A 25832-nucleotide genomic window follows, 5' to 3' on the forward strand; every position below is an offset into this window, starting at 1 on the left:
CAACGCCCTGCGATCGATGATCAAGTGAGCGAATGAATTTTCTGGAGAGCGTGCATGAACAGCTGGTTCGCCAACATCAGCGTCAACCTCAAACTCGGCCTGGGCTTCGGCCTGGTGCTGTTTCTAACCGGCCTGCTGGCCCTGACCGGCTGGACCAGCCTGGGCAGCCTCATCGACCGCAGCAACTGGATGGGCGACATCGGCCAGCTCAACAAGGACCTGACCGACCTGCGCATCTCGCGCCTGCAGTACATGATCGCCAACGGCGATGACGCCGCCGCTGCCAACACCCAGGCCAAGCTCGACGCCTTCAGCAAGCAGCAGCAATATCTGGTCACCACCTTCACCAGCCCGGCCAACGTCGCGTTGCTCAAGGAGCTGGGGCAGACCATCAGCGAGTACAAGGTGTCGCTGAACAAGATGCGCGCCGGCTACAAGAGCTCGCTGGCCGCCCGTGATGCGATGAACCTGTCGGCGGCCAAGGCCGATGACGCCATGGAGTCGCTCAGCCAGGACGTCATGTCCCGCCCCGAGGCCGACAGCGTGCGCCTGGCCCAGTACCAACTGATCAGCAAGGCGCGCCAGCTGCTGCTGCAGGTGCGCATCGACGTGCGCGGCTACATTGCCGACAACTCCGCCGCCAACGAGCAGGCCGCCCTGCGCCAGCTGGAAGGTGCGCTGGCCGACATCGACAACCTCAAGCGCCAGCTGCCCGCTGAAACCACCCGCGTGCAGCAGTTCGAGCAATCGGTGCAGGCCTATCGCGATGCCGTGCGCCAATTCCGCGATGCGGTCGCCGATATCACCGTTGCCCGTGCAGAAATGACCGTGCAGGGTGCCGACATCGTCAAGCGCAGCGACGCGCTGTACCAGATCCAGCTGGAGCGCCGTGACGCCGAAAGCATTCAGGCCCGCAGCCTGCAGACCATCGCCACGCTGCTGGCACTGCTGGCTGGCGTCATCGCCGCCGTTGTAATCACCCGCCAGATCACCCGCCCGCTGCGCGATACCCTGCAAGCCGTGGAACGCATCGCCGGTGGCGACCTGACCCACGACCTGCGCGTCACCCGCCGCGACGAAATCGGCGTGCTGCAGCAAGGCATCGCGCGCATGGGCACCACCCTGCGCGAGCTGATCAGCGGCATCCGTGACGGCGTCACCCAGATCGCCAGCGCCGCCGAAGAGCTGTCGGCGGTGACCGAGCAGACCAGCGCCGGCGCCAACAGCCAGAAGGTCGAGACCGACCAGGTGGCCACCGCCATGCACGAAATGGCCGCCACCGTTCAGGAAGTGGCGCGCAACGCCGAGCAGGCTTCACACGCGGCCACCGGTGCCGACGACGAGGCCCGTGCCGGTGACCGCGTGGTGGGCGAGGCGATCAGCCAGATCGAACGCCTGGCCGAGGAAGTGCACCGTTCCACCGAGGCCATGAACCTGCTGCAGCAGGAAAGCCAGAAGATCGGCAGCGTGATGGACGTGATCAAGTCGGTGGCCGAGCAGACCAACCTGCTGGCGCTCAACGCCGCGATCGAGGCGGCACGTGCCGGTGAAGCCGGCCGTGGTTTCGCCGTGGTCGCCGATGAAGTGCGTGGCCTGGCCCAGCGCACGCAGAAGTCCACCGAAGAGATCGAAGAGCTGGTGGCCAGCCTGCAGCACGGTACCCAGCAGGTGGCCAATGCCATGCAGGGCAGCCGCACGCTGACCGACAGCAGTGTCGAGCTGGCGCGCAAGGCCGGTGCCTCGCTGGAGAACATCACCGGCACGGTGTCGAGCATCCAGTCGATGAACCAGCAGATCGCGGCGGCGGCCGAGCAGCAGAGCGCGGTGGCTGAAGAGATCAGCCGCAGCATCCTGAATGTGCGGGATGTGTCCGAACAGACTGCTGCGGCCAGTGATGAAACGGCAGCGTCCAGCGTCGAGCTGGCGCGCCTGGGTGGTCACCTGCAGATGCTGGTCAGTCAGTTCCGCGTCTGACCTTCAGATCCTGGGGCCGCTTTGCGGCCCTTTCGCGACACGAGGCCGCTCCTACAGTGAAACGCGATTTCCTGTAGGAGCGGCCTCGTGTCGCGAAAGGAGGGCAAAGCCCTCCCCTAGCTTATTTGACGATCATCCCCACCCCACGCCCACGCGGATCCGAAGCGGTCTCAAGCTGCGCGCCGTTGACCCGGATCGCCTGGATATCGCCCATCTCCCAGCCCTGGTCCTCCAGCACATAGCCCATCTTCTTCAGCTCATCAGCCACCGGCCCGGTCAATGGCGCGTAGCTGTCGAAGTAGATGGTGTCCTTGGGCAGCAACTGATGGTGCACCCGCTGCGCCGCCACGGCCTTCTCCAGCGGCATGCCGTAGTCGTACAGGTTGTTCATCACCTGGAAGATCGAGGTGAAGATCCGCGAACCACCCGGGGTACCGATCACCAGTTCGACCTTGCCGTCGCGGGTCATCAGGCTCGGGCTCATCGACGACAGCATGCGCTTGCCCGGCTCGATGGCGTTGGCATCTCCGCCCACCACGCCAAAGGCATTCGCGGCGCCCGGCTTGGCGCTGAAGTCGTCCATCTCGTCGTTGAGCAGGAAGCCCGCGCCCTTGACCACCACACCGCTGCCGTAGTCGAGGTTGAGGGTGTAGGTGTTGCTGACCGCGTTACCCTGCTTGTCGACGATCGAGAAGTGCGTGGTCTGGTGCGGCTCCAAGCCCGGCTTGACCTTGTCGGTTTCGGAAATGGCCTTCGGGTTGACCTGGGCGGCACGCTTGGCCAGGTAGTCCTTGGCCACCAGCTGGTCGACCGGCACCTTGGTGAAGGCCGGGTCGCCGAGGTAGTCGGCACGGTCGGCGAACACGCGCTTTTCAATCTCCGAAAGCAGATGGATGTACTGCGCCGAGTTGTGCGCCACACCCTTGAAGTCCGCCGCGCGGTCTTCCTTGATGCCCAGCAGCTGGGCCAGGGCCACGCCGCCGGAGCTTGGCGGTGGCGCGGTGTAGACCACATTGCCGCGCCAGCTCAGGGCCATCGGCTCGCGCCACACGGCCTTGTAATCCTTCAGGTCTTCCTTGGTGATCAGGCCCTTGTCGGCCTGCATCTGCGCCACCAGCAAGTCGGCGGTCTTGCCTTGGTAGAACTCGCTCACGCCTTTGTCGGCAATGCGTTCGAGTGTCTGGGCCATTTCCGGCTGTTTGAACAGCTCGCCGACCTTCATGTTGCCGAAGTAATCGTTGAAGTTGGTCGCTGTCTTGAACATGCCCTGGGCATCGTTGCGGTACTGGTACTGCTTTTCGGCGACCTTGAAGCCGTTCTTGGCATAGCCAATGGCCGGGGTGAGCAACTCGCTCCAGGGCAGCTTGCCGAACTTCTGGTGGGCTTCCCACAGGCCCATCACCGTGCCAGGTACGCCTGCGGCGCGCACGCCGACCAGGCTCAGGTTCTCGACCACCTCGCCCTTGTCATCCAGGTACATGTTGCGCGTGGCGGCCTTGGGTGCCACTTCGCGGTAGTCGAGGAAGTACGGCTTGCCGTCGACGAACAGGGTCATGAAGCCACCGCCGCCAATGTTGCCCGCCTCGGGATAGGTCACCGCCAGGGTGAAGGCAGTGGCCACTGCCGCGTCCACCGCGTTGCCACCCTTCTTGAGAATATCGGCGGCTACCTGTGCACCATATTGATCGGGCGCGGCGACAGCGCCGCCTTCCAACGTGGCGGCGTAAGTCGAGGAACAGCTCAGGATCGCGGCTGCCAGAGCCAGGTACTGGAACGGGACGATACGCATGACACTTCCTTGGTGTTGTTTTTGTTGAGCAGTCAGTAAGGCCGAAGCGCTGCGACTGTGCAATCAAACGCAGGAAGTTTCGCCGCCTGTGGACAGGACCTGTCGCGTTCAGGCAACTCAGCAGGCGTACATCGCCAGTTTGCGCTGGATGAAATCGAGGAAGCACTGGATACGCAGGGCCAGCTGCGTGTTGCGGTAGTACACCGCGTGGATCGGCTGACGGTAGCCATTGTTGGCGTCGCTCAGCAGCACCTTGAGGCGACCGGCGCGGATGTCTTCGTGGGTCATGAAGTGCGACAGGGCGACGATGCCCTCCCCGGCCAGCGCCAATTGGCGCAGGGTTTCGCCGCTGGAGGCGATCAGCGCCGGGCGAATGCTCCAGCGGTCGCCCTGGGCGTGGCGCAACGGCCACTGGTTGAGCGACTCGGGTTGGCTGAAGCCGAGCAGGGCGTGGCTGTTCAGGTCTTCGACCTTTTCCGGCGTGCCGTGTTGCTTCAGGTACGCCGGGCTCGCCAGCACCTGAACCGGGCTGCAGCCGAGCGAACGGGCATGCAGGCTGGAGTCGGCGAGGTCACCGATGCGGATGGCCACATCGGTGCTCTGCTCCAGCAGGTCGATGATCAGGTCGTCGGTGTTCAGTTCCAGCTCGATGGCCGGGTACTGGCGACGGAATTCGCCAATCCACGGCAGGATGGCATGCAGCATGAACGGTGCGGCGGCATTGATGCGCAGGCGCCCGGAGGGCGTCTGGTGGTTCATCGACAGATGCTCTTCCATCTCGTCCATCTGCTCCAGCACCCGGCGCGAGCGTTCGAGGAAGAAGCGGCCCTCTTCGGTCAGGTCCATGCGCCGGGTGGTGCGATTGACCAGGGTGGTGCCGAGCTTGGCCTCCAGGCGCGACAGCGTGCGGCTGACGGCCGACGGGGTCTGGCCCATCTGCTCGGCGGCGGCGGAGATCGAGCCGCAGTCGATGACGGCGACGAATACCTGGAGTTCTTCGGATCGGGTTTTCACGTCTGGGTCCGTGGCGGGTGCTTGCAGGGATTAGATCGCCTTGCCAAAGACCTTGTCCAGATGCGCGGCATAAGCCGCCAGCGCCGCCGGCACGTCCGGGCGTTTCATCACATCCACCGCCAGGAAGGTTGGCAAGCCGCTCATGCCGAGGAACTGGTTGGCCTTGTGGAACGGGAAGTACACCGCATCCACCCCCTTGCCCTCGAAGAAGTCGGTCGGGTCATCGAACGCCTGCTGTGGGGCGTTCCAGGTCAGCGACAGCATGTATTGCTTGCCGTGCACCAGGCCACCGCTGCCGTACTTCTGCGAATGGTCGGAACGGGTCCGGCCGTCGTTGGCGTAGAGGCTGCCGTGGCCGGCGGTGAAGACATCGTCGATGTACTTTTTCACGGTCCATGGCGCGCCCATCCACCAGCCCGGCATCTGGTAGATGATCACGTCGGCCCAGAGGAATTTCTCCACTTCGGCCTGGGCGTCGTAGCCACCGTCGATGAAGGTCTGCTGCACGTCGTAACCGGCGCGGTCGAGATGGGCCAGCGCGGCGTCGTGCAGGGTCTGGTTGAGGCGGCCGTCGGAATGGGCGAACTGTTTGCCACCGTTGAGCAGAAGGATCTTTTTCATGCTGGGCCTCCCGGGCCGAGTCAAAAATTCAGGGCCGCAGGTTAGAGGCTCGCAGGCGCGGGATACAGCAGGTGCGGGGCAAAATACAATTGATCTGAAGTCAAAAATACAAGGCGAATTATTGCCGTAGAATCGTTTCAATTCCCTACTATCGTGAGAACCGATCCATGAGCGAGCAGCACGCATTCATCCTCAAGGCCAAGACCCGTCCGGAAATGGCCGAAGCGTTCGAAACCCTGTTCCGCGCCTACGTCGAACCCAGCCGCCAGGAACCCGGCTGCATCGAATACCACATGCTGCGCGACCAGCAGGACCCGAGCCTGTTCGTGTTCTATGAGGTGTGGGCCGACAAGGCTGCACTGGATGTGCACTCGGCACTGCCGCACATGGTCGCGTTCTTCGAAAAGCGCATGGACTACCTGGAGCGTGATTTCGACATCCAGCCGATCGTGATGCTCAGCACCTCGTCTGCTAACCGTTGATCAGCAGATGGCCGCCCAGCGCGGCCAGGCCGATGAAGAAGCAGCGCTTGAACAGCGCTGCACTGATGCGCTGGCGCAGCCACTGGCCAGCAAGCATGCCCAGCAGCGCCGGCGCCAGCATCAGCAGTGATGCACTCAATGCCTGCCCACCCAAGGCGTCCTGGCCAGCCAGGCCAACGGCCAGCGCCAAGGTCGAGACGGTAAACGACAGGCCCAGCGCCTGGATCATCTCGTCGCGGCTCAGGCCCAGGCTCTGCAGGTAAGGCACCGCTGGCATCACGAAGACACCCGTGGCCGCAGTGACCACACCGGTCAGCAGCCCGCAGACCGGCCCCAGCCACCCTTCCCGCTCCGGCGCCACTTGCAGGGCCGGGCCTGCCAGCCCGTACAGCGCATAGATCACCAGCGCCGCCCCCAATGCATGCACCGCCCACGGCCCACTGTCGATCCCAAGCCAGACACTGCCAAGCAACGTCCCGACGAAGATCATCGCCAACATCGGTCCGAGCCTGCGCAGCAGTGCCGGCAGATGCCCACCGGCCGCGAGTTGCCAGAGGTTGGTGAGCGTCGAGGGCACGATCAACAGCGCCGCAGCCTGCGCCGGCGGCATAGCCAGCCCCAGCAGGCCCATGGCGACAGTCGGCAGGCCGAGACCGATTACCCCCTTTACGGCACCGGCCAGCAGGAAGGTAATGACCACCAGCAGCGTCAATGCCGGGCCGATGTTCTGGTAGAAAGCGATCAAGGTATCCATGGCCGCCATGATGGCGCCCTGCGGTTGGACTGAAAATCTGCCATATACTCAGCCAGACTCTTGCCAGGACAGAGGCAGATGCATTTCGACCTGATCGACCTCCGGCTTTTCCAGCACACCGCCGAGTGCGGCAACATCACCGCCGGCGCCCGCCGCAGCCATCTTTCGCTGCCAGCGGCCAGTGCGCGCATCCGCGCCATGGAGGCCTCGCTAGGAACGCCGTTGCTTGAGCGCAACCGCCGTGGCGTGCAGCCAACACCGGCCGGCCAAGCGCTGCTGCAACATGCGCGGCTGATCGGCCAGCAGGTCGAACGCCTGCAGTTCGACTTGGCCCACTACGCGCGCGGCCAGCAAGGCCAGGTACGGCTGTTGTGCAACACGGCAGCGCTGACCGAGTATTTGCCGGAGCTGCTGGCCAGCTACCTTGCCGACAACCCCGGGATCAGCATCGATGTGCAGGAGCTGCCGAGCCTGCGCATCGTGCAATCGATCACTCAGGGCATGGCTGACCTGGGCATCATTTCCACCGCTGCGCCCAGCGCGCATCTGCAGACCCTGCCCTTTCGCGATGACCCGCTGGTGCTGGTGACACCACTGGATCATCCCCTCGCCGCGGAACCCGCCCCGAGCTTTGTCGACTGCCTTGCCCATGGCCATGTCGGGCTGGGGGTGAACAGTGCCCTGGCGTTGTACCTGGAGGAACAGGCCCTGCGCGAAGGCCACCGCATGCAGGTACGCGTGCGGGCCGAAGGGTTTGACGGGGTGATTCGCATGGTCGCCGGCGGTGCGGGTATCGGCGTGGTGCCGCTGGCATCGGTGCAGCGTTGGAAGGGCGTGTTGCCGATGCATTGGGTGGCACTGCGGGAAGACTGGGCCAACCGGCGGTTGCTGTTGTGTGCGCGAAATTTTGCCGGGTTACCGGGCTATGCGGCGGGGTTGGTCGAGCGATTGATGGAAGCGTGAACGTCCAGCGTCGCCTGAGCTGACGTATTTGCGGCGGTTCGGCGCCCCGATTCACCCACTTCCACAACTGATGGATTCCAAAGCCGACTCGTTGTTCAGTGCGCGAGCGCCAGCTCTCGCAGTGCAGCCGAGGCCAGAAATCCGGAACGGGAGGCATACCGATGATCACGCTTCACTTTTTCGTCGATCCGCTGCAGCAGGTTTTCCGGAAGTGTTGCATTGAACCGCACGGCCTTCCCTAGATAGGGCGTTACATCGAAATCAACGACAGCCCAGACCCCACCGGCAAAATCGGGATTCGCCACATGGACATCGACTTCCTGTGCTTGCGGTAGCGCCTCGTTATCGGCAACCAGACCCTCAAAATGAAGCGCCAGCGCCTCCTGAACGTTCTCTAGCGCCTGGGCGACAGTCAACCCGGCAGAGAAGCAGCCGGGCACATCGGGAATGGTCACGCCGTAATCCGAATCGGCGTCCTTGTGCAATACGACCGGAAATTTCATTGCGCGTCTCCACTGATGTTCGCGCTGACGAAGCCACTGGACTGCTTCAAGCCAGCTTGTTTCAAGATGCTGTGTACGGTGCCTTTAGGCAGATCACTCTTGGGATGAGGAACTGTCACCCTCCCCTTCTTGAACGGATGCCTGAACTGGTGATGGCTGCCCTTCACCTCGACTTCATACCACCCATCCGCCTCAATGAGCTGGATCACTTCACGACTGCGCATTCACTCTTCCTTCGGCAGTCGATGTGTATGATACACACCGAATTAACCAAAACGAAGCGCAGTACACACTATGCACACTTCAGGCGACCAGCGGATGGTTCAGTTCATCCAGTAGGCTTCCACTTATAGCTCTGTAGGAAACCTACATTCCTCCCGTATACCCCCAGGGGGTATCACTTCAGATAAGACCGCAACAGCGCCGCCACCTTGTCCGCCTCTTCCTGCCGTTCCTCGGCGCTCAGCCCTTCCGCAACCAAGTGTTCGCGGATGTGCCCTTCCATCACCTCGGTCATCAGCCCGTTCACCGCGCCGCGCACGGCGGCGATCTGCTGGAGGATCGCCAGGCAGTCCTTGTCCTGCTCCAGCGCGGTCTCCAGAGCTGCGGCCTGGCCTTTGATCTTGCGCACGCGGGTCAGCAGCTGCTTCTTGCTCTTGATCGTATGTGCCATATGCTTTCACACCATGCTAGGTATACTGGGGTATAGTATATTTCTCGACATTCAGGGAGCATGATAAACCATGGCGACACAAACCTCAGGCCGCTGGCAGCACAGCCACCAGTTCCACACCAGCAACCTCGGCGCCGAGCGCAAGACACGCCTGGCCGTGTGGCTGACGGCGATCATGATGGTGGCGGAAATCGCCGGTGGCTGGTTCTTCAACTCCATGGCCCTGCTCGCCGACGGCTGGCACATGAGCTCGCACGCCCTGGCGCTGGGACTGTCGCTGCTGGCCTACGCTGCCGCGCGTCGTTATGCCAAGGACCAGCGCTTCACTTTCGGTACCTGGAAGATCGAGATCCTTGGCGGCTACTCCAGCGCCTTGCTGCTGCTCTGCGTGGCTGGGCTGATGGCCTTCCAGTCGGTTGAGCGCCTGCTGATGCCGGGGCCGATCCACTATGACGAGGCGATCTTCATTGCGGTGATCGGCCTGGCCGTGAACCTGATCTGCGCCTGGCTGCTGCGTGACGACCACGATCATCACCACCATGGCCATGACCATCATCATGACCACGGTCATCACCATCATCACGACCTGAACCTGCGCTCGGCCTACCTGCATGTGATTGCCGACGCCGCCACCTCGGTACTGGCAATCGTCGCCCTGCTGGCTGGCAAGTTCTGGGGCGCCAGCTGGCTCGACCCGGTGATGGGCCTGGTCGGCGCCGTGCTGGTGGCGCTCTGGGCCCGCGGCCTGCTGCGCGATACCGGCCGCGTATTATTGGATGCCGAGATGGATGCGCCGGTGGTCGAAGAGATTCGCGAGGTGGTCGCCGAACTGCCGGTGCCCGCCACCATCACCGACTTGCACGTGTGGCGCGTGGGCAAGGACCAATATGCCTGCATCCTCAGTCTGGCCACCCAGGACGCATTGAGCGCCGACAGCGTGCGCCGGGCACTGGGCGTGCACGAGGAACTGGCCCACATCACCGTCGAGGTCAACGCCCTGGCATAGCGCGGGCAGGCAGCTGGACGTCGAGCCCAGGCAACTGCGACACGGCGGATGGCCCTATGGTGACGAGTCATTCAGCCAGTCACCAGGAGTTGTGCCATGTCCGATTTCATCACCGTCCTGCGCGAAACCTGCCCGACGCCGGTCGTGGACGCCACCAAGTGGAAGCGCATCGGCGGCGATCCGCACACCGTCAACCTCAACGCCTACCTGTCGGCCGACGGCAGCAAGATCATGGGCACCTGGATCTGCACCCCAGGCAAGTTCGAGGTGAACTACGAGAAGTGGGAGTTCTGCCACTTCCTCGATGGCTACTGCATCATCACCCCGGAAGGCGAAGAGCCGAAGCACCTGAAAGCGGGTGATGTGTTCGTGATCGAACCGGGGATGAAAGGCACCTGGGAAGTGGTCGAGACCGTGCGCAAGTACTTCGTCTTCGCCTGATAAAAAACATCGCAGGAAGGGTGCCCTTCCCTCTGGTGCGCAGTTACAGAGGGAAGGCCGCCCGGCCCGCGATGAAGTCCTCGCTCGTCAATCCTTCTTGCGGTAACCCTCGACGATTGCCGAGAAGTCCTTGCCGCCTTCCCCGCGCAGGCTCATGGCCTGATACAGCTGCTGGGCCACGGCGCCGAGGATCACCGGTTGGTGCGCCTGTCGCGCAGCCTCAGTGGCCAGCCCCAGGTCCTTGAGCATCAGTTCGGCGCCAAACCCACCGGTATACCCACGCGAGGCAGGTGCAGTCTCGATGATGCCCGGCCAAGGGTTGTAGGTATCGGAACTCCAGCAACGCCCGGTCGAGCTGTTGATGATCCCCGCCAGCACCTTGGTGTCGATACCCAATGCATTGCCCAGGGCCATGGCCTCGGACACGCCGATCATCGAGATGCCCAGCAGCAGGTTGTTGCAGATCTTGGCGATCTGCCCGGTACCGACCTCACCGCAGTGCACGATGTTGCGGCCCATCTGCTCAAGCACGGGCTTGAGCGTGGCGAACAGCTCGGTGCTGGCGCCGACCATGAAGGTCAACGTGCCCGCTGCCGCGCCACCGGTACCGCCGGACACCGGCGCATCGCCCATGTCCACACCTTTGGCCGCAGCGGCCTTGGACACATCACGCGCGGTTTGCGGGTCGATGGTGCTGCAGTCCAGCGTCGGCGTGCCTGGGCGGATGCCCGCCAGCACACCGTCGTCTTCGTTGAGGTACACGGCGCGCACATGGGCCGCCGCCGGCAGCATGGTGATCACCAGCTCGCTGCTGGCTGCCGCGTCCCGGGGCGAGGCGCTGACCTGCCCGCCCAGTTCGGCAAGCTCGGCCAGCACGGTCTTGTTCAGATCGAACAGGTTCAGCTGGTGCCCGGCCTTGATCAGATTGCGGGCCATGGGTGCGCCCATGTTGCCCAGGCCGATGAATGCGATACGCATGGCGTTCTCCTTAGCGCAGGCTGATGGTGGTGTTCACACCGTCATTGACGCTGTCGTCATCGAACCAGCGGGCGGTGACGGTCTTGGTCTGAGTGTAGAACTGCACCACTTGCTTGCCGTATGGCCCGAGGTCGCCGAGCTTGGAGCCACGCGAGCCGGTGAAGCTGAAGAACGGTACCGGTACCGGGATCGGGATGTTGATACCGACCTGGCCGATGTCGATCTCGCTCTGGAACTTGCGCGCCGCCGCGCCGCTCTGGGTGAACAGGCCAGTGCCGTTGCCGAACGGGTTGGCGTTGACCAGGGCGATGGCTTCGTCGAGGGTGTCGACTTCCAGGGTCACCAGCACCGGGCCGAAGATTTCCTGGGTGTACACCTGCATGTCGGTCTTCACCCCGGAGAACAGGGTCGGGCCGACGAAATTGCCTTGCTCGTAGCCCGGCACCTTCACGCCACGGCCATCGAGTTCGAGCTTGGCGCCTTCCTGGATGCCGCTTTCGATCAGGCCCAGCACCCGCTCCTTGGCGCGCTTGGAAACCACCGGGCCGACATCCGTGCCCGGCTCGCAACCGGCATTGACCTTGAGCTTGCTCGCCGCGTCCTTGATGTCCGGCAACCACTCACGCGCCTTGCCCACCAGCACCGCCACCGAGGTGGCCATGCAGCGCTGGCCTGCCGCGCCGAAGGCGGCACCGACCAGGGCGTTGACGGTTTGTGTGCGGTTGGCGTCAGGCAGCACCACGGCGTGGTTCTTCGCGCCCATCATCGACTGCACGCGCTTGCCGTGCTGGCTGGCCAGGTTGTACACGTGGGTGCCGACTTCGGTGGAGCCGACGAAGGAAATCGCCTTGATGTCCTGATGGGTGCAGATCGCATCCACCACTTGTTTGCCGCCGTGCACCACGTTCAGCACCCCGGCAGGCACACCGGCTTCCAGCGCCAGCTCGACCAGCAGCATGGTCGACAGCGGGTCCTGCTCGGACGGTTTGAGGACAAAGGTGTTGCCGCAGACGATGGCCATCGGGAACATCCACAGCGGGATCATCGCCGGGAAGTTGAACGGGGTGATGCCAGCGCACACACCGATCGGCTGGCGCAGGGTGTAGGTGTCCACGCCACCGGCGACGTTCTCGGCGAACTCGCCCATCTGCAGGGTGCCGATGGAGGCCGCATGCTCGACCACTTCCAGGCCGCGGAAGATGTCGCCTTCGGCGTCGGCGAGGGTCTTGCCCTGCTCGGCGCTGAGGACCTGGGCGATGCGCTTGGTGTGTTCGCGGATCAGCGCCTGCAGCTTGAGCATGATGCGCATGCGTGCCCCGATCGGGGTGTCACGCCAGGTCTTGAAGGCGCGCTGGCCCGCGGCCACGGCGGCATCCACTTCTTCGACGGTGGCGAACGGTACCCGCGCCAGCACCTCTTGGGTGGCCGGGTTGACGATATCGCGCCATTCGCTGGTTTTCGACTCGACCCACTGGCCGTCGATCAGCAGCTTGACCTGCTCGACCTTGGTCTTGTCAGGGGATTGTGGTGCGTTCATCTGCGTTCTCCTTGGAATTATTGTCAGGACGAGATCGCCAGCGCCGGGTAAACGCGAGGTGGCGCCTTGGGGCTTTTTTCGAGTATAGATGTGCAAACATCCAACAAGAATGCACAAAAAAGCCGGATCAACATGCAAAAAGACCTGACCTCCCTCAGTGCGCTGAACTGGGACGACCTGAAGTTCTTCCTCGAAGTGGCGCGCACACGCAAGGCCAGCAGCGCGGCCAAACGCCTGGCCGTCGACTACACCACGGTGTCGCGGCGCATCAGCTCGCTGGAGGGCGCGTTGGGCACGCTGCTGTTCGAGAAATCACGCACCAACGGCTTCGTCCTGACCGCCGAGGGGCAGCGCCTGCTGGGCTACGCAGAGTCGATCGAGAGCACCTTGCACATGGCCTGCGAGCAGGTCTCCGGCTCCGGCGTGGCGCTGTCGGGGCATGTGCGCATGGGCTGTACCGAGGGTTTCGGCAGCTTTTTCGTCACCCCGCAATTAAGCCATTTCGTTGATGCCTACCCGGCGATCTCGGTGGATATCCTGCCGCTGCCGCACTTCATCAGCCTGTCCAAACGCGAGGCAGACATCGTCATTGCCCTGGAACGGCCGGAGCATGGGCCTTATGTGTGCTGCAAGCTGTGTGACTACCGGTTGCGGCTTTATGCGACCCAGGACTACCTCGACAGCCACGCGCCGATCCGCCAGGTCAGCGACCTCGTCAGCCACCCGTTCATCAGTTATGTGGACGACCTGGCGTTCAGTTCGGAGCTGCTGTACCTGGCCAACCTGATTCCCAATGCCAATGCGCATTTGCGCAGCACCAGCATCATAGCCCAGTACACGGCGGCGCTGCAGGGGCGTGGGTTGGCGATCTTGCCGTGCTTCCTGGCGGCGCAGGATGCGCGGCTGGTGACGGTGTTGCCGGAGGAGATCGAGGTGACGCGGCAATTCTGGATGTATTGCCGGGAGGATTTGCGCAAGCTGAAGCGGATTACCCTGTTGTGGGATTACATCCGCGGGGTGACCGAGGCGAATGCGCCGTTGTTGATGGGTGAGACACGCGAGATGCGCTTCGCTCAGGATTGAAGGGCACGCATTGCGCCCCTATCGCGACACCATCAGTAGGATGCGACCACGATCGATACCCGGCGGTTCTCGGTCCGCCCCACGCTGGTGCGGTTGTCCGCCACCGGCTGCGTGCTACCCAGCCCACGGGTATGGATGTTCTGCGCCAGCATGCCAACGTCAATCAACGCCTTGGCCACACTCTGAGCGCGCCGCTCGGACAACTGCTGGTTGTACGCCGCCTTGCCCGAGGCATCGGCATGGCCATCGACCCGCACGCGCTGGATGCCCACGCTCAGCAAGGCCTTGCCGATCCGCTCGACAATTGCCTGGCTCGGGCCATTGAGGCTGTCCAGGTCGCTGCCGAACAGCACCTTGCCCGACAAGTCGAACGCCCAGCCCTCCTCGGTGGGGGCAAAGCCTTCACGCTTGAGCACGGCAATCTGCTCGGCGGTCAGCCCTTTGGGGGGCGTGCTCTGGCACCCTGCGAGCGCCACAAAGGCCAGCAACATCACGACGATCGAAAAACGCAAACGCTGTATCACGGTTCAGCTCCTGTTCCTGAAGTCGGCGGCGGACCGTTCCGTCTGCGCCGCTTGCCACTGGCCACGGCGCTTGCGCTTGGCCTGGTACATCGCCGCATCCGCGGCATTGAGGAGGCTGGCAGGGTCATTGCCATCATCCGGGTAGTATGCGATGCCGACACTCAGCGACGTGGTGAGGCTTTCGCCGCCCTCGAGCAGCATCGGCAACTGCATGCTGGCGATGATCTTTTCAGCGATGCGCTCGGCGTCCTCGCGAGCGTGCAGCGGAGTCAACAGCACGGCGAACTCGTCACCGCCCAGGCGGGCCACCAGGTCATGCTCGCGCAGTTGCGCACGCACGCGGTCGGCGATGTTGATCAGCACCTCGTCGCCCACGGCATGACCGAGGCTGTCGTTGATCTGCTTGAAGTGGTCACTGTCGAGGAACAGCAGCGCCAAATGGTCATGCTGCCGTGCGGCGTTACGCAGGCTGCGGCTGAGGCGGCCCTCGAAGAACGCGCGGTTGGGCAGGCCGGTGAGGCTGTCGTGGCTGGCCTGGTGAGCCAGGGTCGCGTTCTCGTTCTGCAGGTGGCTGTGCCAGACCTCCAGTTCATCGAGCAACGCGTTGAAGTCGTTGCCCAGCTCGTTGAGCTCGGCAATCGGCGCTTCCGGTACCCGGCGGTCGAAACTGCGCTCGCGACGGGCAGCGTGGGCGACACTGGCCAGGCCGCGCAGGGGGCGGACGATATCGCCGAGCATGCGCCGTGACAAGTACAAGGCAACAAAGGCACTGAGGATCGTGCAGAACAGGATGCCGCCCAGGCCGCTGAGCAGGAACAGCAACAAGCTGCGGCCCTGGCCGATCAGCTCGATATGCCCGACCTTCTGTTGCTGGTGCAAGATCGGCAGGTTGATCGGCTCATCCAGCAAGGCCGTCGCCACTTGCGCCTCCAGGTGCCCGAGCACGCCCTCATCACGGCGTTGCCAATGCGCCAGCTGCTCCCCGTCGTTGTTGAAGACCTTGGCGTCCGCCACCTCTTCCGTTTTGGCGATCAATTCCAGCGCCTCACTGGCCGCGGCGCCGTCGTCGAACACCACGGCGGCTTCGACGGTGTAGTTGATCGAACGGGCAATCAGGTGGAGGTTGTGGTTGGCGTACACGCGCAGGACCAACACGCCGAGCAGGGTTAGCGAAATACCGGCCAGGCCCACCGCCATCAAGGCCACGCTGAGGTGGCCACGGCCGAGCACCGAACGCAAGGTCGGGCGCACGCCGCGCTTCTTGCCGGCCTTTTTGGCTGAGCTGTTCATGGCCGGGCGCTTCATGGCATGGCTCCGCGACGCCGTGACAGCTGCAGCACACTGGGGTGGATACGCACGCCGGAACGCGCCACGGAGTCGAGGTTGACCTCGAAAGCCACCTGCTGATCGCCGACGCGCAGGCAAAACAGGCTACCGACCGTGCACGGGTCATCGGCTTCGCTGATGCTCAGTACCGGGTGGCCAGTGATGGCCTGGAACAGACGGTCGCGCTGGGCATCGTCGAGCTTGCCGATGTACACGGCGTCACAGGCCTGGGCGACCTGCCGGTCGTCGGCCAGCAGGCGGCGCACCTGCAAGGGTTGCCCAGAGTTCTGCACGCTGCCTTTGATCAGGTCGTCGGCGTATTCGGTGGGGCCGACCAGGCACAGGCGCAAGGGCACAGGCTCGGTCGGCCAGCGCGCATAACTGAGGATACCCAGGACCACCTGGGTTACCGCCCTGGCACGCTGCTGGGCCTGTGCGGAGGTGGCCGAACCGTCCGCCTGGGCAGGGCCGGCCAATAGCGACAGGGCAACTAGCAGCAGCGAAAGCGCACAGCCTGTCAACCGCTCCCTGGCGCCTGTCATGTGAGAATTCTCTCAAAAAGCCTGTCTGAGTCGGCGCAACGATAGCACAACGCCGGCTATCTGTAGGAGCGGGCGCGCCCGCGAATCAGGCAACTCGGTGTATGGCACCGGCTACGCCGGTGTTCGCGGGCAAGCCCGCTCCCACAGGGTCAGTCACAAGGCCTGGTCAGACTTGTTCGAGCATCAGGCCGGAAATACGCCGTACCTTGCGCAGTACCGCTTCCTCGAAAATGCCCTGGCGCGGCTCGATCAGACTGAAGCAATGCTTGGCTCGGGTGATGCCGGTGTACACCAGTTCCTTGGTCAGCACCGGGTTGAGTGCATCCGGCAGCACCAGCGCGGTGTGGCTGAACTCGGAGCCCTGGGACTTGTGAACGGTCATGGCGTAAACGGTTTCCACCTCGTTGAGGCGGCTGGGCAGGACGAAGCGCACACCACCACTGCCGTCATTGCGCGGGAAGGCCACACGCAGCAGCGCTTCACCGTGCTCGTCTGGAAGGCGCAAGGCGATGCCGATGTCACCGTTCATCAAGCCCAAGCCATAGTCGTTGCGCGTGACCAGCACCGGGCGGCCTTCATACCACGGCTGCTGGCTGTCGATCAGCCCGGCATTGTGCAGCACCCGCGCCACCCGCTCGTTGAGGCCTTCTACCCCCCAGGCCCCCTTGCGCACGGCGCACAGCAGCTGGAAGTCTTCGAAACTGTGCAGCACCTTGGCGGCCCACTGCTCCCAGCGCGGGTCGTCGAATGCGCTGCCCGGTGCCGGGCGATAGCGGCCAATGGTACGCAGGTAGCTGCGGTAGCCCTGCGGCCCTTCATTACCGCGGTTGAGGCCGTCGAGAATCAGGCGGTCGAAGGCCCGATCCTGCTCGCCACGCAGCGCCAGGCCGAACACGTCCGCTGGCGGCATGCTCAGCAGGTCCCGTGCTGCCTGGGCCTCCTGGCGGTTGACCAGGCGCGCCAGCTGGCCGATGCCACTGCCTTCACCAAAACGCCTCGAGAAGCGCAGCATCACCACCTGCTGGGCCAACGGATTGCGTTGTGCATCACCGGTTTTCAGACCGCTGGCGGCCAGCGATTGGCCACCGATCTGTTCCAGCCAGGCCTGGGTCGCGGGCGAATAGCAGCCCTCTTCGGCATCCCGGCACAGGTCACCGAGCACGGCACCCGCCTCGACCGAGGCCAGCTGGTCCTTGTCCCCCAACAGAATCAGCCGTGCCTTGGGCGGCATAGCCTGCAGCAGGTTGGCCATCATCTCCAGGTCGATCATCGACGCTTCGTCGACCACCAGCACATCCAGCGGCAGCGGGTTGCCGGCGTGGTGACGGAAGTGCCGCGAGCCGGGGCGGCTACCGAGCAGGCGGTGCACGGTGCTGACGTCGGTGGGGATCTGCCCGCGCACCTCGGCGCTCACCTGCAACCGTTCAACCTGCTGGCCGATGGATTCGGTCAGGCGTGCGGCAGCCTTGCCGGTCGGCGCGGCCAGGCGAATGCGCAGCGGCCTGCCCTGCTCTACCGCGGGCGCCTGCAGCAGCGCCAGCAAGCGCACCACCGTGGTGGTCTTGCCGGTACCGGGGCCGCCAGTGATGATGCTGAAGCCTGCGCGGGTGGCCAAGGCACAGGCGAGTTTCTGCCAGTCCACCTGGCCTGCCAAGGCGCCTTCGTCGAACAACTGCGCCAGGCGCGCGGGAAGGTCTGCCGGGGCCGCTTCGTTTTGATTCAGGCGTTGGCGCAGGGTCTGGTCGATCTGCCGCTCGTAACTCCAGTAGCGACGCAAGTACAGGCGCTGGCCACTGAGCACCAGCGGGCGCGCGTGCTGGCCCGGCGTATCGCCGGCAGCCACCAGCGGGCTGGCAGCTATGCGCTGCAGCCAGGTGGGCAAACCGAGGTTGGCCAGCAGCTGCGAAGGCAACAGCAACGGGCCGGTCAAGGCATCGCCTTCCGGCGGCAGCGACAGCGCGAAATCGGGTTCGGCGAGGGTCTGTTGCAGGTCGAGGCAGACATGCCCGTGGCCCAGTTGGTGGCTGGCCAGGGCTGCCGCCAGCAAGAGCAATGGGTCACTGCCAGGGGCACGCTCTTCAAGAAAACTGACGAACGCCCGGTCGAGCGCACGCAGCCAGCCCCGCTCGACCCAGCGATCGAGCAACTGCACAAGGTCCGCACTGTTGTGCTGGGGGGCCAGGGCCAGCAGATGCTCGGCGTGCAGGGGCGTAGGCAAGAGATCGTCGAGGGTTCGGCTCATGGCGCGGCTCATGTCACGGCTCCGGCAAACAGGTCCTGCTGCTCGGGCGCGTGCACGCCACGGAACAGCGCGTCGAGGGCCTCGATCAGCGCGCGTGGCGGCTTGGCGAAGTACACACCGTGGCCACTGCTGCTGGCGCCGCGCAGGAAGATGAACAGGGCACCGCCGACATGGCGGTCGTAATCGTAATCAGGCAGCCGTGCCCGCAACTGGCGATGCAGGGCCAGCAGGTAGAGCACGTATTGCAGATCGTAGCGGTGTTCGAGGATGGCTTTTTCCATGGCCTGGGTGTCGTAGGCCTGGATGTCCGGGCCGAGCCAGTTGGACTTGTAGTCCGCCACGTAATAGCGCCCGTCGAGCTCGTAGGCCAGGTCGATGAAACCTTTGAACATGCCGTTGAGTACGGTCGGCTGCGCAGCAGCGCGTGCTGTACCGGGGTGGGTATGCCGGGCCACCAGGCGGTCGAGCTGCTCGGCGTCGACATTGTGGCTGGCGAACCAGAACTCCATCTCGATCTGGTAATGCTGCAATCGCCCAAGCGTCAGCTGCGCAGCGCCGGCCGGCATGGGCTCGTTGAGCAGGCGCTGCAGCCATTGGCTGAGTGTCGGGATCCAGCCGGCCCAGTCACGGCGGTTGCAACGCTGGCCAACGGTACGCTCGATGAGCTTGGGGTTGCCGGCGACTTCGCCAAAACCTTCACGGCCGGCCCACTCCAGCAGCCCGTGGAGGAAGGTGCCTGGGTTGGGCCCGCGGGGAAAGCGATGGATGTCGCCACCGTCGGCAGGCACTTCGCGGATCAGCTGGGTATCGGCCACTTCGTCATCGAGCAGTTGCTGGGCCTGAGAGCTGTCGGCGCCGAGGGTCTGTTCGCCAACGCGCAAGGCACTGTAGGAGGCGATCCACCAATGTTCGGCGGCAGCCCGGCGTGGTTTGCGGGCGGGTAACAGCTCGAGCTCGGACTGGGCCGCACGGTAGCGTTCATCGCCGGCTTCCGGCAGTGCCGGGCAGGCAATATCCGCGCAGCCTGCCAGCAAGCTCTGCAGCCACGCCTTGAGGTGCTCCGAGCCAGGCAGGGCCAGGCCGCCACCCAGCAGGTAACCTAGTGCCGAGCGATGCAGCTGCGAGCTCTTCTGGTTGCCGCGCTTGAGGTCGGCAACCCCCAGCCAGCAGGCGTGCTGGGCACGCGTCAGGGCCACATAGAGCAGGCGCAGGTCTTCGGCCAGGCGCTCCTCGTCGGCCAGGGCGATCTGCGCGGCATCAGGGGTCAGCGTCAGTTGTGCATTGCCCAGGCTGTCGTGCCAGGCCAGTGGCAGGCGGCTGCCGTCCACCGGCTTGCTGGTGCAGATGAACGGCAGGTAGACCAAGGGGTATTCCAGGCCCTTGGACTTGTGGATAGTCACCACCTTGACCAGTTGCTCGTCGCTTTCCAGGCGCAGGATCTGCTCTTCGCCCGCCTGGCCGGCGTTGGCCAGGTGTTCGGCCAGGTGACGGATCAGCGCCTGTTCACCGTCCAGCTCGCCGGCCGCCTGCTGCAGCAATTCGGCCAGGTGCAGCAGGTTGGTCAGCACGCGTTCGCCATCCGTGCGGCCGATCAGCATGCGCGGCAGCTCGAAGTCGTGCAGGAGGTGCCGCAGCATGGGCAGCACACCCTGACGCTGCCAGATTTCGCGGTAGCGGCGGAAGCGCATGACCCAACCTTCCCACACCCGCTCGTCCTGGTTCAGCTGGTCCAGTTCAGCCAGCGACAGCTCCAGGGTCAGGCTGGCCAGTGCGGCCTTGAGCAGGCGCTCGGAATCCGGCTCGGCGCAGGCCTTGAGCCAGGCCAGCAAGTCATGGGCCTCCTGGGCGGCGAAGACCGAATCCTTGTCGGAAAGGTACACGCTGCGCACATCGCGGGCGGCAAGCTCGCTACGCACCAGCTGCGCTTCATGGCCATCACGCACCAGGATGGCGATGTCCGAAGGCTGGCACGGGCGCAGTTCGCCCTGGTCATCGCTGAAGCCGGTCACTCCACGCTGGCCACCATTCAGCACGGCAACGATATGGCTCGCGCAGCTGGCGGCCAGCTGCTGCCGGTAAAGCGTGCTGGATACCGGCTCTTCGCTTTCCAGCTGCCAGCATTGCAGCGCCGCACAGGCCTCGCCGTCGATCAGCAGGCGTTCGCGACGGCCCTTGGCGCGGACCTCGACGAACGGTAGCGGGTTGTCATCGGCTTCGCGGAACAGGAAGGCGCCCTTGCCCTGCTCCCGGTCTTCGGCCTGCAGGAACACCTGGTTGACCGCCGCGACCATCGCCTGGCTGGAGCGGTAGTTGGTATCCAGACTATGCAGGCGGCCAGCGGTCGCACGCCGGGCCGACAGGTAGGTGTAGATGTCGGCACCACGGAAGGCGTAGATCGCCTGCTTGGGGTCGCCGATCATGAACAGGCCGGTTTCCGGGTGGTTCTCGCTGATGCGATAGATGCTTTCGAAGATGCCGTACTGGACCGGGTCGGTGTCCTGGAACTCGTCGATCAACGCCACCGGGAACTGCTCACGGATCAACGCCGCCAGGCGCTCACCCGAATCCGTACCCAGCGCATGCTGCAGCCGTAGCAGCATATCGTCGAAGCCCATTTCGGCACGCCGGCGTTTTTCCACTTCAAAGCGCGCCGCAACCCAGGCCGCTGCGTGTTCGAGCAAGCGCGCTTCCGGGCTGACCAGGGCCTGCAGCTGTTGCTGCAGGTTGTGCATGGCATGAAAGGCCGGATGGTCGGGCGGATCACCGGCTTTCCAGGCTTCGGCCATCCCAGCCGGTGTCAGCCGGGTAAAGCCGGTGCCCAGGTCGAGCTCCACCTCTTGTTCATCACCGGCCCAGGTACGCAGTTTCTCGAACCAGGGCTCGAAGTAGCGCGCCTGCAGTTTGCGCCCATCGGCCTGCTTCGCGGCCACGGCGTCGCGGCAGATCTGCTGCAGCTCGTCCGCCCATTGCGCCCAAGGCGCCTTGAGTTGACGCAACTGCTCGACCCGCTGTTGCAGCGCGGTATCGATCAGCGCTTGCGGCTCCGCTTCGTCCTGCTGTGCACGCACACGACCGAACAACGGGCGGATGCGCGGCAGCAGGGCATCGGGGCTGACCCAATGGCTGCGCACCCAGTTCAGCGCTTCGCCATGCATGCCATAGCAGAAGCGCCGCCAGTAATCGCGCATGACCTGGCCGAGGAGGTCGCTGTGGTCGGTTTCCAGGCTCTGGGTAAACAGGCTGCCGCTGTCGAAGGCATGCTCACGGAGCATGCGCTGGCACCAGCCATGGATGGTCGACACCGCCGCTTCATCCATCCACTGCACAGCGACTTCCAGGCGATTGGCGCAACGTGGCCAGTGCTCTTCGGCATAGTCGTCACGCAGCAGATGCAGCAGCGGGTCGCCACCTTCCAGCTCACCGCGGAAGAAGCGCGCGGCCTCGGCAAGGCGGGCGCGGATACGCTCGCGCAGCTCCTTGGTGGCGGCATCGGTGAAGGTCACCACCAGAATCTGCGGCGGCAGCAGTTCGCGGCCAAAGCCTTGCTCACCGCCGTGGCCGAGGATCAGGCGCAGGTACAGCGCGGAAATGGTGAACGTCTTGCCCGTGCCGGCACTGGCTTCGATCAGCTGGCTGCCATGCAGGGGAAAACTCAGTGCCAGGGGGCGGGCCTGGGTCATGCTTCACTCTCCAGATTGCCCTGGGCCTGCCAGGCGGCGCTGAACAGGGGGCGGTACAAGGCTTCACACCAGCCTTCAAAGGTTTCGTCGGCGCTGAGCGCGGCGAAATCGCGGAACTGCCGGGCCAGAGCAACACTTTCGCTGCGCTCGCCGAGACTGGTACGGCCATCCCCGTCGTAGGCACGGGTGGCGGCTGCCAGGGCCTTGTCCGGATCCTCCTGAGCCAGCCAGGCAAAGGCGGTCTTGGCAGCGACAGGCAGCGGGGCATTCATTGCGGCCTGGCGCGCCACCAGCAGGTGACCCAGTTGTTCGGCAGCCTGAGCCTGTGGCAACGGGCCGAGCAGCAGGGTGATGTCACTGGCCAGCAGCGCGCTATGCAGGGGATAACCGGCGGCGCAGGCGGCCAGGTGCATCACCCAGCTGGCAATCAGGCGGTGCCACTTGAGGTTGTTGCGCCCGGCGCTGATGGTGTTGGGCACCGTGGTGATGCTCAACAGGCTGTGGTCGTCGGCCTGATAGACCCGGCCCAGCCAGCCCTCTAGACGGTGGCTGGCGTGCTCGAAATGGATCGGCAGTGCGCCGTCGACCACCGTGGGCCAGCGCTGCAGCAGTTGGCGATGACGTTGCAGCAGATCGGGCAGTGGCTGGATCAGTTCGGCTTGCAGCAGTTCACCGAAACCTGCCAGGGGTAGCATGCCGCAGGCCTGCAGGCGGCGGGCCTGGGCCTGCAGCGCACGTTCGGCGTTGTCAGGGTCGCTCAGAGCAGCGCCCAGCAGGCTTTCACTGGCGCTGTAGCGCTGCAAGGCGTCAAGGACGAATGGCTCTTCGTCTGGTGTGGGCGCTTCCAGGGCTTCGAAGAACACTTTCAGGCGCTGGCTGAAGAAATGCCGGACTGGGTGACGCAAGAAGTCCTGCAACTGGGTCAGCGTCAGCGCTTCATCGCTGACGTAAGGGGGCAGGCCGAGATCGGGCTGCTCGTCGTCGGTGGTTTGCTGGTGCAGCAATTGCCACTCATGGGCATAGCTGAACAGCGCGCTGCCCTTCTGGAAGTAGCGCGCACTGAAAGGCTGTAGCGGGTGCTCCTGGGTCAAGGCGTGCAGCAGTTGCTCGCCGCCAGCATCTCCCTTGAGGCGCCAACCGGCAGCCAGGTGATCGCGCAATTGGCCGATCAGCACCGAGGCCGGCCGCTCACTGTTATCGCGAATGCTGCGGCCCACCCAGCTGATGTAGAGCTGGTCACGTGCCGACAGCAGCGCTTCGAGCAGCAGGTAACGGTCATCCTCGCGGCGCGAACGATCACCGGGGCGGTAGTCACTGGCCATCAGGTCGAAGTCCAGCGGCGGCTGGGCACGCGGGTAGTCGCCATCGTTCATGCCCAGCAGGCAGACGACGCGGAAAGGAATTGCCCGCATCGGCATCAAGGTGCAGAAATTCACCGAACCGGCGAGAAAGCGCTGGGACAGCTTGCCTTCGTCGAGTCCCGACAGCCAGGCTTCACGGATTACCGTGAGTGGCAGCTGGTCTTGCAGGCCTACGGTTTCGCAGACTTCCAGCCAGCTATCGCGCAACTCCTGCAGCTGCATCAGAAGGTATTCGTCGTGCTCCTCCTCGGCGAGGAAGAACACTTGCAGCAAAGCGTTGAGGCGTTCGCCCCACTCGCTGGCGGTGGCGGGCTGGGACAAGGCCTGGTTGGCTACCTCCAGGGCATCGAGCAGCGCAACCAAGGGGCCGATCAAGGCGGCATCCAGGCCGCCGATTTCATCGTAGGGTTCGATGCCGTCGCAGCCCTCCCCCACGCCCACCGCGTAACCCAGCAGCATGCGCCGCAGACCGAAGCGCCAACTGTTCTGCTCCAGGCCCTGGGGCAACCCGAGGGTGGCACGCTGATCGGCGTTCAACCCCCAGCGAATGCCCGCGCCTTCGATCCAACGGTGCAGGGTAGGCAGGTCGCTCTCGCGGATGCCGAAACGTGCGCGTACTGCCGGGACGTCGAGCAGGTCGAGCACTTCGCTGACGGCGAAGCGGCTGTCCGGGAGCTTGAGCAGGTGCTCCAAGGCAATCAGCAGGGGGTCGCGGCCACGCTGGCCCTGATCGGTCAGGGTGAAGGGAATATAGCGTGGGTCGTTGCGCTGCAATTGCCCGAACACCGCACGGATATGCGGCGCGTAAGCGTCAATTGCCGGGAGCATGACGATGACGTCACGCGGGCGAAGCGTGGGGTCGGCACTGAAGCGGGCGAGTAACTGGTCGTGCAGGATTTCCACTTCGCGCTGAGGGCCGTGTGCCACGTGAAAGCGCACGGAACGGTCCTTGCTCAGGTCAACCTCAGGCCAACGTTCGCGGGTTTCTGCGAGCGGACGCAGTTCGAGAATATCGTCCTGCAGCTGATTCAGCAGCGTGGTGGGCTGGCCTTCACTGAACAGATCGATGCGCCCGTCGCTGAACACGCCCTGATAGCTGCCGGGGTCGTCGTAGCTGTCCAGCAGGTTGATGTAATCGCGGCCTTGCTTGCCCCAGGCGGCCAGCAGTGGGTGGGCGTGTTGATGCAGCGATTCGTCGTCCAGCTGCAGGGGCATGCCTTGCTTGCGCTGCTGACGCTTGTACTGGTGGCGTAGCAGGTCCTTGTCGGCAACGATGTCGGCCCAATGATGACGGCAAGGGTTGTGAACGCAGAGCAACACCTGGCTGAAACGGGCAAGACCGGCTAGTGCCTCCAATGCCTGGGCAGGCAAGGAAGAAATACCAAACACGATGACCCGCGAAGGGAGCCCGTGGGGTGCGGTTTCCAGGCTGTTGATGCGTTCGATGAAGCGCTGGTGCACCCCTGCCCGGCTCTGCGCCATGCCCTGTTCACCGACATCCTCAAGCAACGCTCGCCACAGTTCAGCCTGCCAACGGTTGCCCGGGGCGAGCGGCTTGCGCTCACCACGAGCGGTATTGAGGATGTGCTCTCCGGTTGCCCAGTCCTTGAGCCAGTCGGCGCGGTAGACCTGGTATTGGTCGAACAGGTCGGCCAGTCGCTCGGCCAGCTGATAGCGCTTGCGCAGGTCACTGTCATCGGTGAGGAAGCGACGCAGCGGCTCGAAATGTGGGCGCTCGATCAGTGCAGGCAGCAGGCGCATCAGGCGCCAGGTCAGCGGTGCCTTGTCGAGCAGCGATACTTCAGGGATCTCATCGCGTCCGAGCACCTTGCGATACAGCTGCCACATGAAGCTACCGGGCAGTTGCACATCGATGGCAGCAGCAATACCGCAACCGCCCATGTCATCGTCCTGTGGGTCCTCGGCAAGGGCCAGCTTGAGCCATTGGGCAATGCCATTGCTCTGTACCAGGGCGATTTCGTTCTCCAGCGGTGCCAGCGGATAGCGGCGCATCCAACTCACCACCAGGCTGCGCAGGTCGTCCAGGCGATTGCCGTGGACGATCATGAATCCGGGCTGCAGCGAGGTGGTGTTGGGCATGGAGAAGTCCCTGGGAGGAGAATGGGGAACGATATCACGGCTGACTGCCGATACTGCCCCAAGTAAAAGCCAGAAAAGACAAAACCCCTACCTGCATGTGCAGATAGGGGTTTTGCGAAATGAATCTTGACGATGACCTACTCTCACATGGGGAAACCCCACACTACCATCGGCGATGCATCGTTTCACTGCTGAGTTCGGGATGGGATCAGGTGGTTCCAATGCTCTATGGTCGTCAA

Annotated in this window: 21 protein-coding genes and 1 rRNA gene; 6 read left to right on the forward strand and 16 right to left on the reverse strand. The window is 64.2% G+C overall.

Features of this window, described 5'->3' with window-relative positions; all coding sequences use genetic code 11:
- Window positions 1-54: 54 nt before the first annotated feature.
- On the forward strand, window positions 55-1974 hold the full coding sequence (locus tag J7573_RS03025) for a methyl-accepting chemotaxis protein (protein WP_294325409.1): 1920 nt from the start codon (window positions 55-57) through the stop codon (window positions 1972-1974).
- A 121-nt stretch (window positions 1975-2095) separates the two neighbouring features.
- On the opposite strand, the gene ggt is transcribed toward J7573_RS03025, so the two are convergent.
- The 3 genes from ggt to J7573_RS03040 form a co-directional block, all read right to left on the reverse strand.
- The gene (gene ggt / locus J7573_RS03030) at window positions 2096-3763 is read right to left on the reverse strand and encodes a gamma-glutamyltransferase (RefSeq protein ID WP_294325411.1); all 1668 of its coding nucleotides are present in this window, start codon (window positions 3761-3763) and stop codon (window positions 2096-2098) included.
- 117 nt (window positions 3764-3880) lie between these two features.
- On the reverse strand, window positions 3881-4777 hold the full coding sequence (locus J7573_RS03035) for a LysR family transcriptional regulator (RefSeq protein WP_294325412.1): 897 nt from the start codon (window positions 4775-4777) through the stop codon (window positions 3881-3883).
- Between the two features lie 30 nt (window positions 4778-4807).
- Window positions 4808-5398, reverse strand: a complete 591-nt coding sequence (locus tag J7573_RS03040; protein ID WP_159408849.1) for an NAD(P)H-dependent oxidoreductase — start codon at window positions 5396-5398, stop codon at window positions 4808-4810.
- A gap of 167 nt (window positions 5399-5565) precedes the next feature.
- Between J7573_RS03040 and J7573_RS03045 the strand changes: the two genes are divergently transcribed.
- Window positions 5566-5880 (forward strand): putative quinol monooxygenase, encoded by a 315-nt coding sequence (locus J7573_RS03045; protein WP_294325416.1) that lies wholly within the window; start codon window positions 5566-5568, stop codon window positions 5878-5880.
- Here J7573_RS03045 and J7573_RS03050 read toward each other — a convergent pair.
- The gene (locus J7573_RS03050; RefSeq protein WP_294325418.1) at window positions 5870-6634 is read right to left on the reverse strand and encodes a sulfite exporter TauE/SafE family protein; all 765 of its coding nucleotides are present in this window, start codon (window positions 6632-6634) and stop codon (window positions 5870-5872) included. The genes J7573_RS03045 and J7573_RS03050 overlap by 11 nt on opposite strands.
- A gap of 78 nt (window positions 6635-6712) precedes the next feature.
- Here J7573_RS03050 and J7573_RS03055 point away from each other — a divergent pair, with 78 nt between their 5' ends.
- A complete protein-coding gene (locus J7573_RS03055; protein ID WP_294325420.1) occupies window positions 6713-7597 on the forward strand; it encodes a LysR substrate-binding domain-containing protein in 885 nt (294 codons plus the stop codon).
- Window positions 7598-7692: 95 nt separating this feature from the next.
- Here the strand turns inward: J7573_RS03055 and J7573_RS03060 are convergent, their stop codons facing one another.
- From J7573_RS03060 to J7573_RS03070, 3 genes are all read right to left on the reverse strand, one after another.
- Window positions 7693-8100, reverse strand: coding sequence for a type II toxin-antitoxin system HicB family antitoxin (locus J7573_RS03060; protein WP_110639469.1), 408 nt, complete (start codon window positions 8098-8100; stop codon window positions 7693-7695).
- Entirely contained in the window at window positions 8097-8324 is a 228-nt protein-coding gene (locus tag J7573_RS03065; protein ID WP_054886889.1) for a type II toxin-antitoxin system HicA family toxin, read from the reverse strand. The genes J7573_RS03060 and J7573_RS03065 overlap by 4 nt, the downstream gene beginning before the upstream one ends.
- 173 nt (window positions 8325-8497) lie before the next feature.
- Entirely contained in the window at window positions 8498-8773 is a 276-nt protein-coding gene (locus J7573_RS03070; RefSeq protein WP_110639471.1) for a metal/formaldehyde-sensitive transcriptional repressor, read from the reverse strand.
- A gap of 70 nt (window positions 8774-8843) precedes the next feature.
- Here J7573_RS03070 and dmeF point away from each other — a divergent pair, with 70 nt between their 5' ends.
- On the forward strand, window positions 8844-9779 hold the full coding sequence (dmeF, locus tag J7573_RS03075; RefSeq protein ID WP_294325427.1) for a CDF family Co(II)/Ni(II) efflux transporter DmeF: 936 nt from the start codon (window positions 8844-8846) through the stop codon (window positions 9777-9779).
- A gap of 96 nt (window positions 9780-9875) precedes the next feature.
- The gene (locus J7573_RS03080) at window positions 9876-10220 is read left to right on the forward strand and encodes a cupin domain-containing protein (RefSeq protein WP_003258412.1); all 345 of its coding nucleotides are present in this window, start codon (window positions 9876-9878) and stop codon (window positions 10218-10220) included.
- An 87-nt stretch (window positions 10221-10307) separates the two neighbouring features.
- Here the strand turns inward: J7573_RS03080 and mmsB are convergent, their stop codons facing one another.
- Both mmsB and J7573_RS03090 read right to left on the reverse strand, forming a co-directional pair.
- A complete protein-coding gene (mmsB, locus tag J7573_RS03085; protein WP_110639476.1) occupies window positions 10308-11198 on the reverse strand; it encodes a 3-hydroxyisobutyrate dehydrogenase in 891 nt (296 codons plus the stop codon).
- 10 nt (window positions 11199-11208) lie between these two features.
- On the reverse strand, window positions 11209-12735 hold the full coding sequence (locus J7573_RS03090) for a CoA-acylating methylmalonate-semialdehyde dehydrogenase (protein WP_103448979.1): 1527 nt from the start codon (window positions 12733-12735) through the stop codon (window positions 11209-11211).
- A gap of 132 nt (window positions 12736-12867) precedes the next feature.
- Here J7573_RS03090 and J7573_RS03095 point away from each other — a divergent pair, with 132 nt between their 5' ends.
- Window positions 12868-13818: a LysR family transcriptional regulator gene (locus tag J7573_RS03095; protein ID WP_294325501.1), complete on the forward strand. Its 951-nt coding sequence runs from the start codon at window positions 12868-12870 to the stop codon at window positions 13816-13818.
- A gap of 32 nt (window positions 13819-13850) precedes the next feature.
- Here J7573_RS03095 and J7573_RS03100 read toward each other — a convergent pair whose 3' ends face one another.
- From J7573_RS03100 to rrf, 7 genes are all read right to left on the reverse strand, one after another.
- Window positions 13851-14342: an OmpA family protein gene (locus J7573_RS03100; RefSeq protein ID WP_294325503.1), complete on the reverse strand. Its 492-nt coding sequence runs from the start codon at window positions 14340-14342 to the stop codon at window positions 13851-13853.
- 3 nt (window positions 14343-14345) lie between these two features.
- The gene (locus J7573_RS03105) at window positions 14346-15632 is read right to left on the reverse strand and encodes a diguanylate cyclase (RefSeq protein ID WP_294325505.1); all 1287 of its coding nucleotides are present in this window, start codon (window positions 15630-15632) and stop codon (window positions 14346-14348) included.
- Window positions 15633-15643: 11 nt separating this feature from the next.
- Window positions 15644-16210 carry a YfiR family protein gene (locus tag J7573_RS03110; protein ID WP_294325507.1) on the reverse strand — a complete coding sequence of 189 codons (567 nt, stop codon included), beginning with the start codon at window positions 16208-16210 and terminating at the stop codon, window positions 15644-15646.
- Between the two features lie 166 nt (window positions 16211-16376).
- Window positions 16377-18452, reverse strand: a complete 2076-nt coding sequence (recD, locus tag J7573_RS03115) for an exodeoxyribonuclease V subunit alpha (protein WP_294325509.1) — start codon at window positions 18450-18452, stop codon at window positions 16377-16379.
- 8 nt (window positions 18453-18460) lie between these two features.
- The gene (recB, locus tag J7573_RS03120) at window positions 18461-22132 is read right to left on the reverse strand and encodes an exodeoxyribonuclease V subunit beta (protein WP_294325511.1); all 3672 of its coding nucleotides are present in this window, start codon (window positions 22130-22132) and stop codon (window positions 18461-18463) included.
- Window positions 22129-25593: an exodeoxyribonuclease V subunit gamma gene (gene recC / locus J7573_RS03125; RefSeq protein WP_294325513.1), complete on the reverse strand. Its 3465-nt coding sequence runs from the start codon at window positions 25591-25593 to the stop codon at window positions 22129-22131. Before recC ends, recB begins: the two co-directional genes overlap by 4 nt.
- A 124-nt stretch (window positions 25594-25717) precedes the next feature.
- Window positions 25718-25832 (reverse strand): 5S ribosomal RNA (rrf, locus tag J7573_RS03130).

Origin of the sequence: Pseudomonas sp. (assembly GCF_017744435.1) — a bacterium.
GTDB lineage: Bacteria > Pseudomonadota > Gammaproteobacteria > Pseudomonadales > Pseudomonadaceae > Aquipseudomonas.

Excerpts from the sequence above, each read along its gene's own strand:
- mmsB (WP_110639476.1), bottom strand. The coding sequence starts at position 11,198 with ATGCGTATCGCATTCATCGGCCTGGGCAACATGGGCGCACCCATGGCC.
- ggt (WP_294325411.1), bottom strand. The coding sequence starts at position 3,763 with ATGCGTATCGTCCCGTTCCAGTACCTGGCTCTGGCAGCCGCGATCCTG.
- recB (WP_294325511.1), bottom strand. The coding sequence starts at position 22,132 with ATGACCCAGGCCCGCCCCCTGGCACTGAGTTTTCCCCTGCATGGCAGC.
- J7573_RS03070 (WP_110639471.1), bottom strand. The coding sequence starts at position 8,773 with ATGGCACATACGATCAAGAGCAAGAAGCAGCTGCTGACCCGCGTGCGC.
- J7573_RS03060 (WP_110639469.1), bottom strand. The coding sequence starts at position 8,100 with ATGAAATTTCCGGTCGTATTGCACAAGGACGCCGATTCGGATTACGGC.
- J7573_RS03025 (WP_294325409.1), top strand. The coding sequence starts at position 55 with ATGAACAGCTGGTTCGCCAACATCAGCGTCAACCTCAAACTCGGCCTG.
- J7573_RS03045 (WP_294325416.1), top strand. The coding sequence starts at position 5,566 with ATGAGCGAGCAGCACGCATTCATCCTCAAGGCCAAGACCCGTCCGGAA.
- recD (WP_294325509.1), bottom strand. The coding sequence starts at position 18,452 with ATGAGCCGAACCCTCGACGATCTCTTGCCTACGCCCCTGCACGCCGAG.
- dmeF (WP_294325427.1), top strand. The coding sequence starts at position 8,844 with ATGGCGACACAAACCTCAGGCCGCTGGCAGCACAGCCACCAGTTCCAC.
- J7573_RS03050 (WP_294325418.1), bottom strand. The coding sequence starts at position 6,634 with ATGGATACCTTGATCGCTTTCTACCAGAACATCGGCCCGGCATTGACG.
- J7573_RS03055 (WP_294325420.1), top strand. The coding sequence starts at position 6,713 with ATGCATTTCGACCTGATCGACCTCCGGCTTTTCCAGCACACCGCCGAG.
- J7573_RS03105 (WP_294325505.1), bottom strand. The coding sequence starts at position 15,632 with ATGAACAGCTCAGCCAAAAAGGCCGGCAAGAAGCGCGGCGTGCGCCCG.
- recC (WP_294325513.1), bottom strand. The coding sequence starts at position 25,593 with ATGCCCAACACCACCTCGCTGCAGCCCGGATTCATGATCGTCCACGGC.
- J7573_RS03090 (WP_103448979.1), bottom strand. The coding sequence starts at position 12,735 with ATGAACGCACCACAATCCCCTGACAAGACCAAGGTCGAGCAGGTCAAG.
- J7573_RS03095 (WP_294325501.1), top strand. The coding sequence starts at position 12,868 with ATGCAAAAAGACCTGACCTCCCTCAGTGCGCTGAACTGGGACGACCTG.
- J7573_RS03065 (WP_054886889.1), bottom strand. The coding sequence starts at position 8,324 with ATGCGCAGTCGTGAAGTGATCCAGCTCATTGAGGCGGATGGGTGGTAT.
- J7573_RS03040 (WP_159408849.1), bottom strand. The coding sequence starts at position 5,398 with ATGAAAAAGATCCTTCTGCTCAACGGTGGCAAACAGTTCGCCCATTCC.
- J7573_RS03110 (WP_294325507.1), bottom strand. The coding sequence starts at position 16,210 with ATGACAGGCGCCAGGGAGCGGTTGACAGGCTGTGCGCTTTCGCTGCTG.
- J7573_RS03080 (WP_003258412.1), top strand. The coding sequence starts at position 9,876 with ATGTCCGATTTCATCACCGTCCTGCGCGAAACCTGCCCGACGCCGGTC.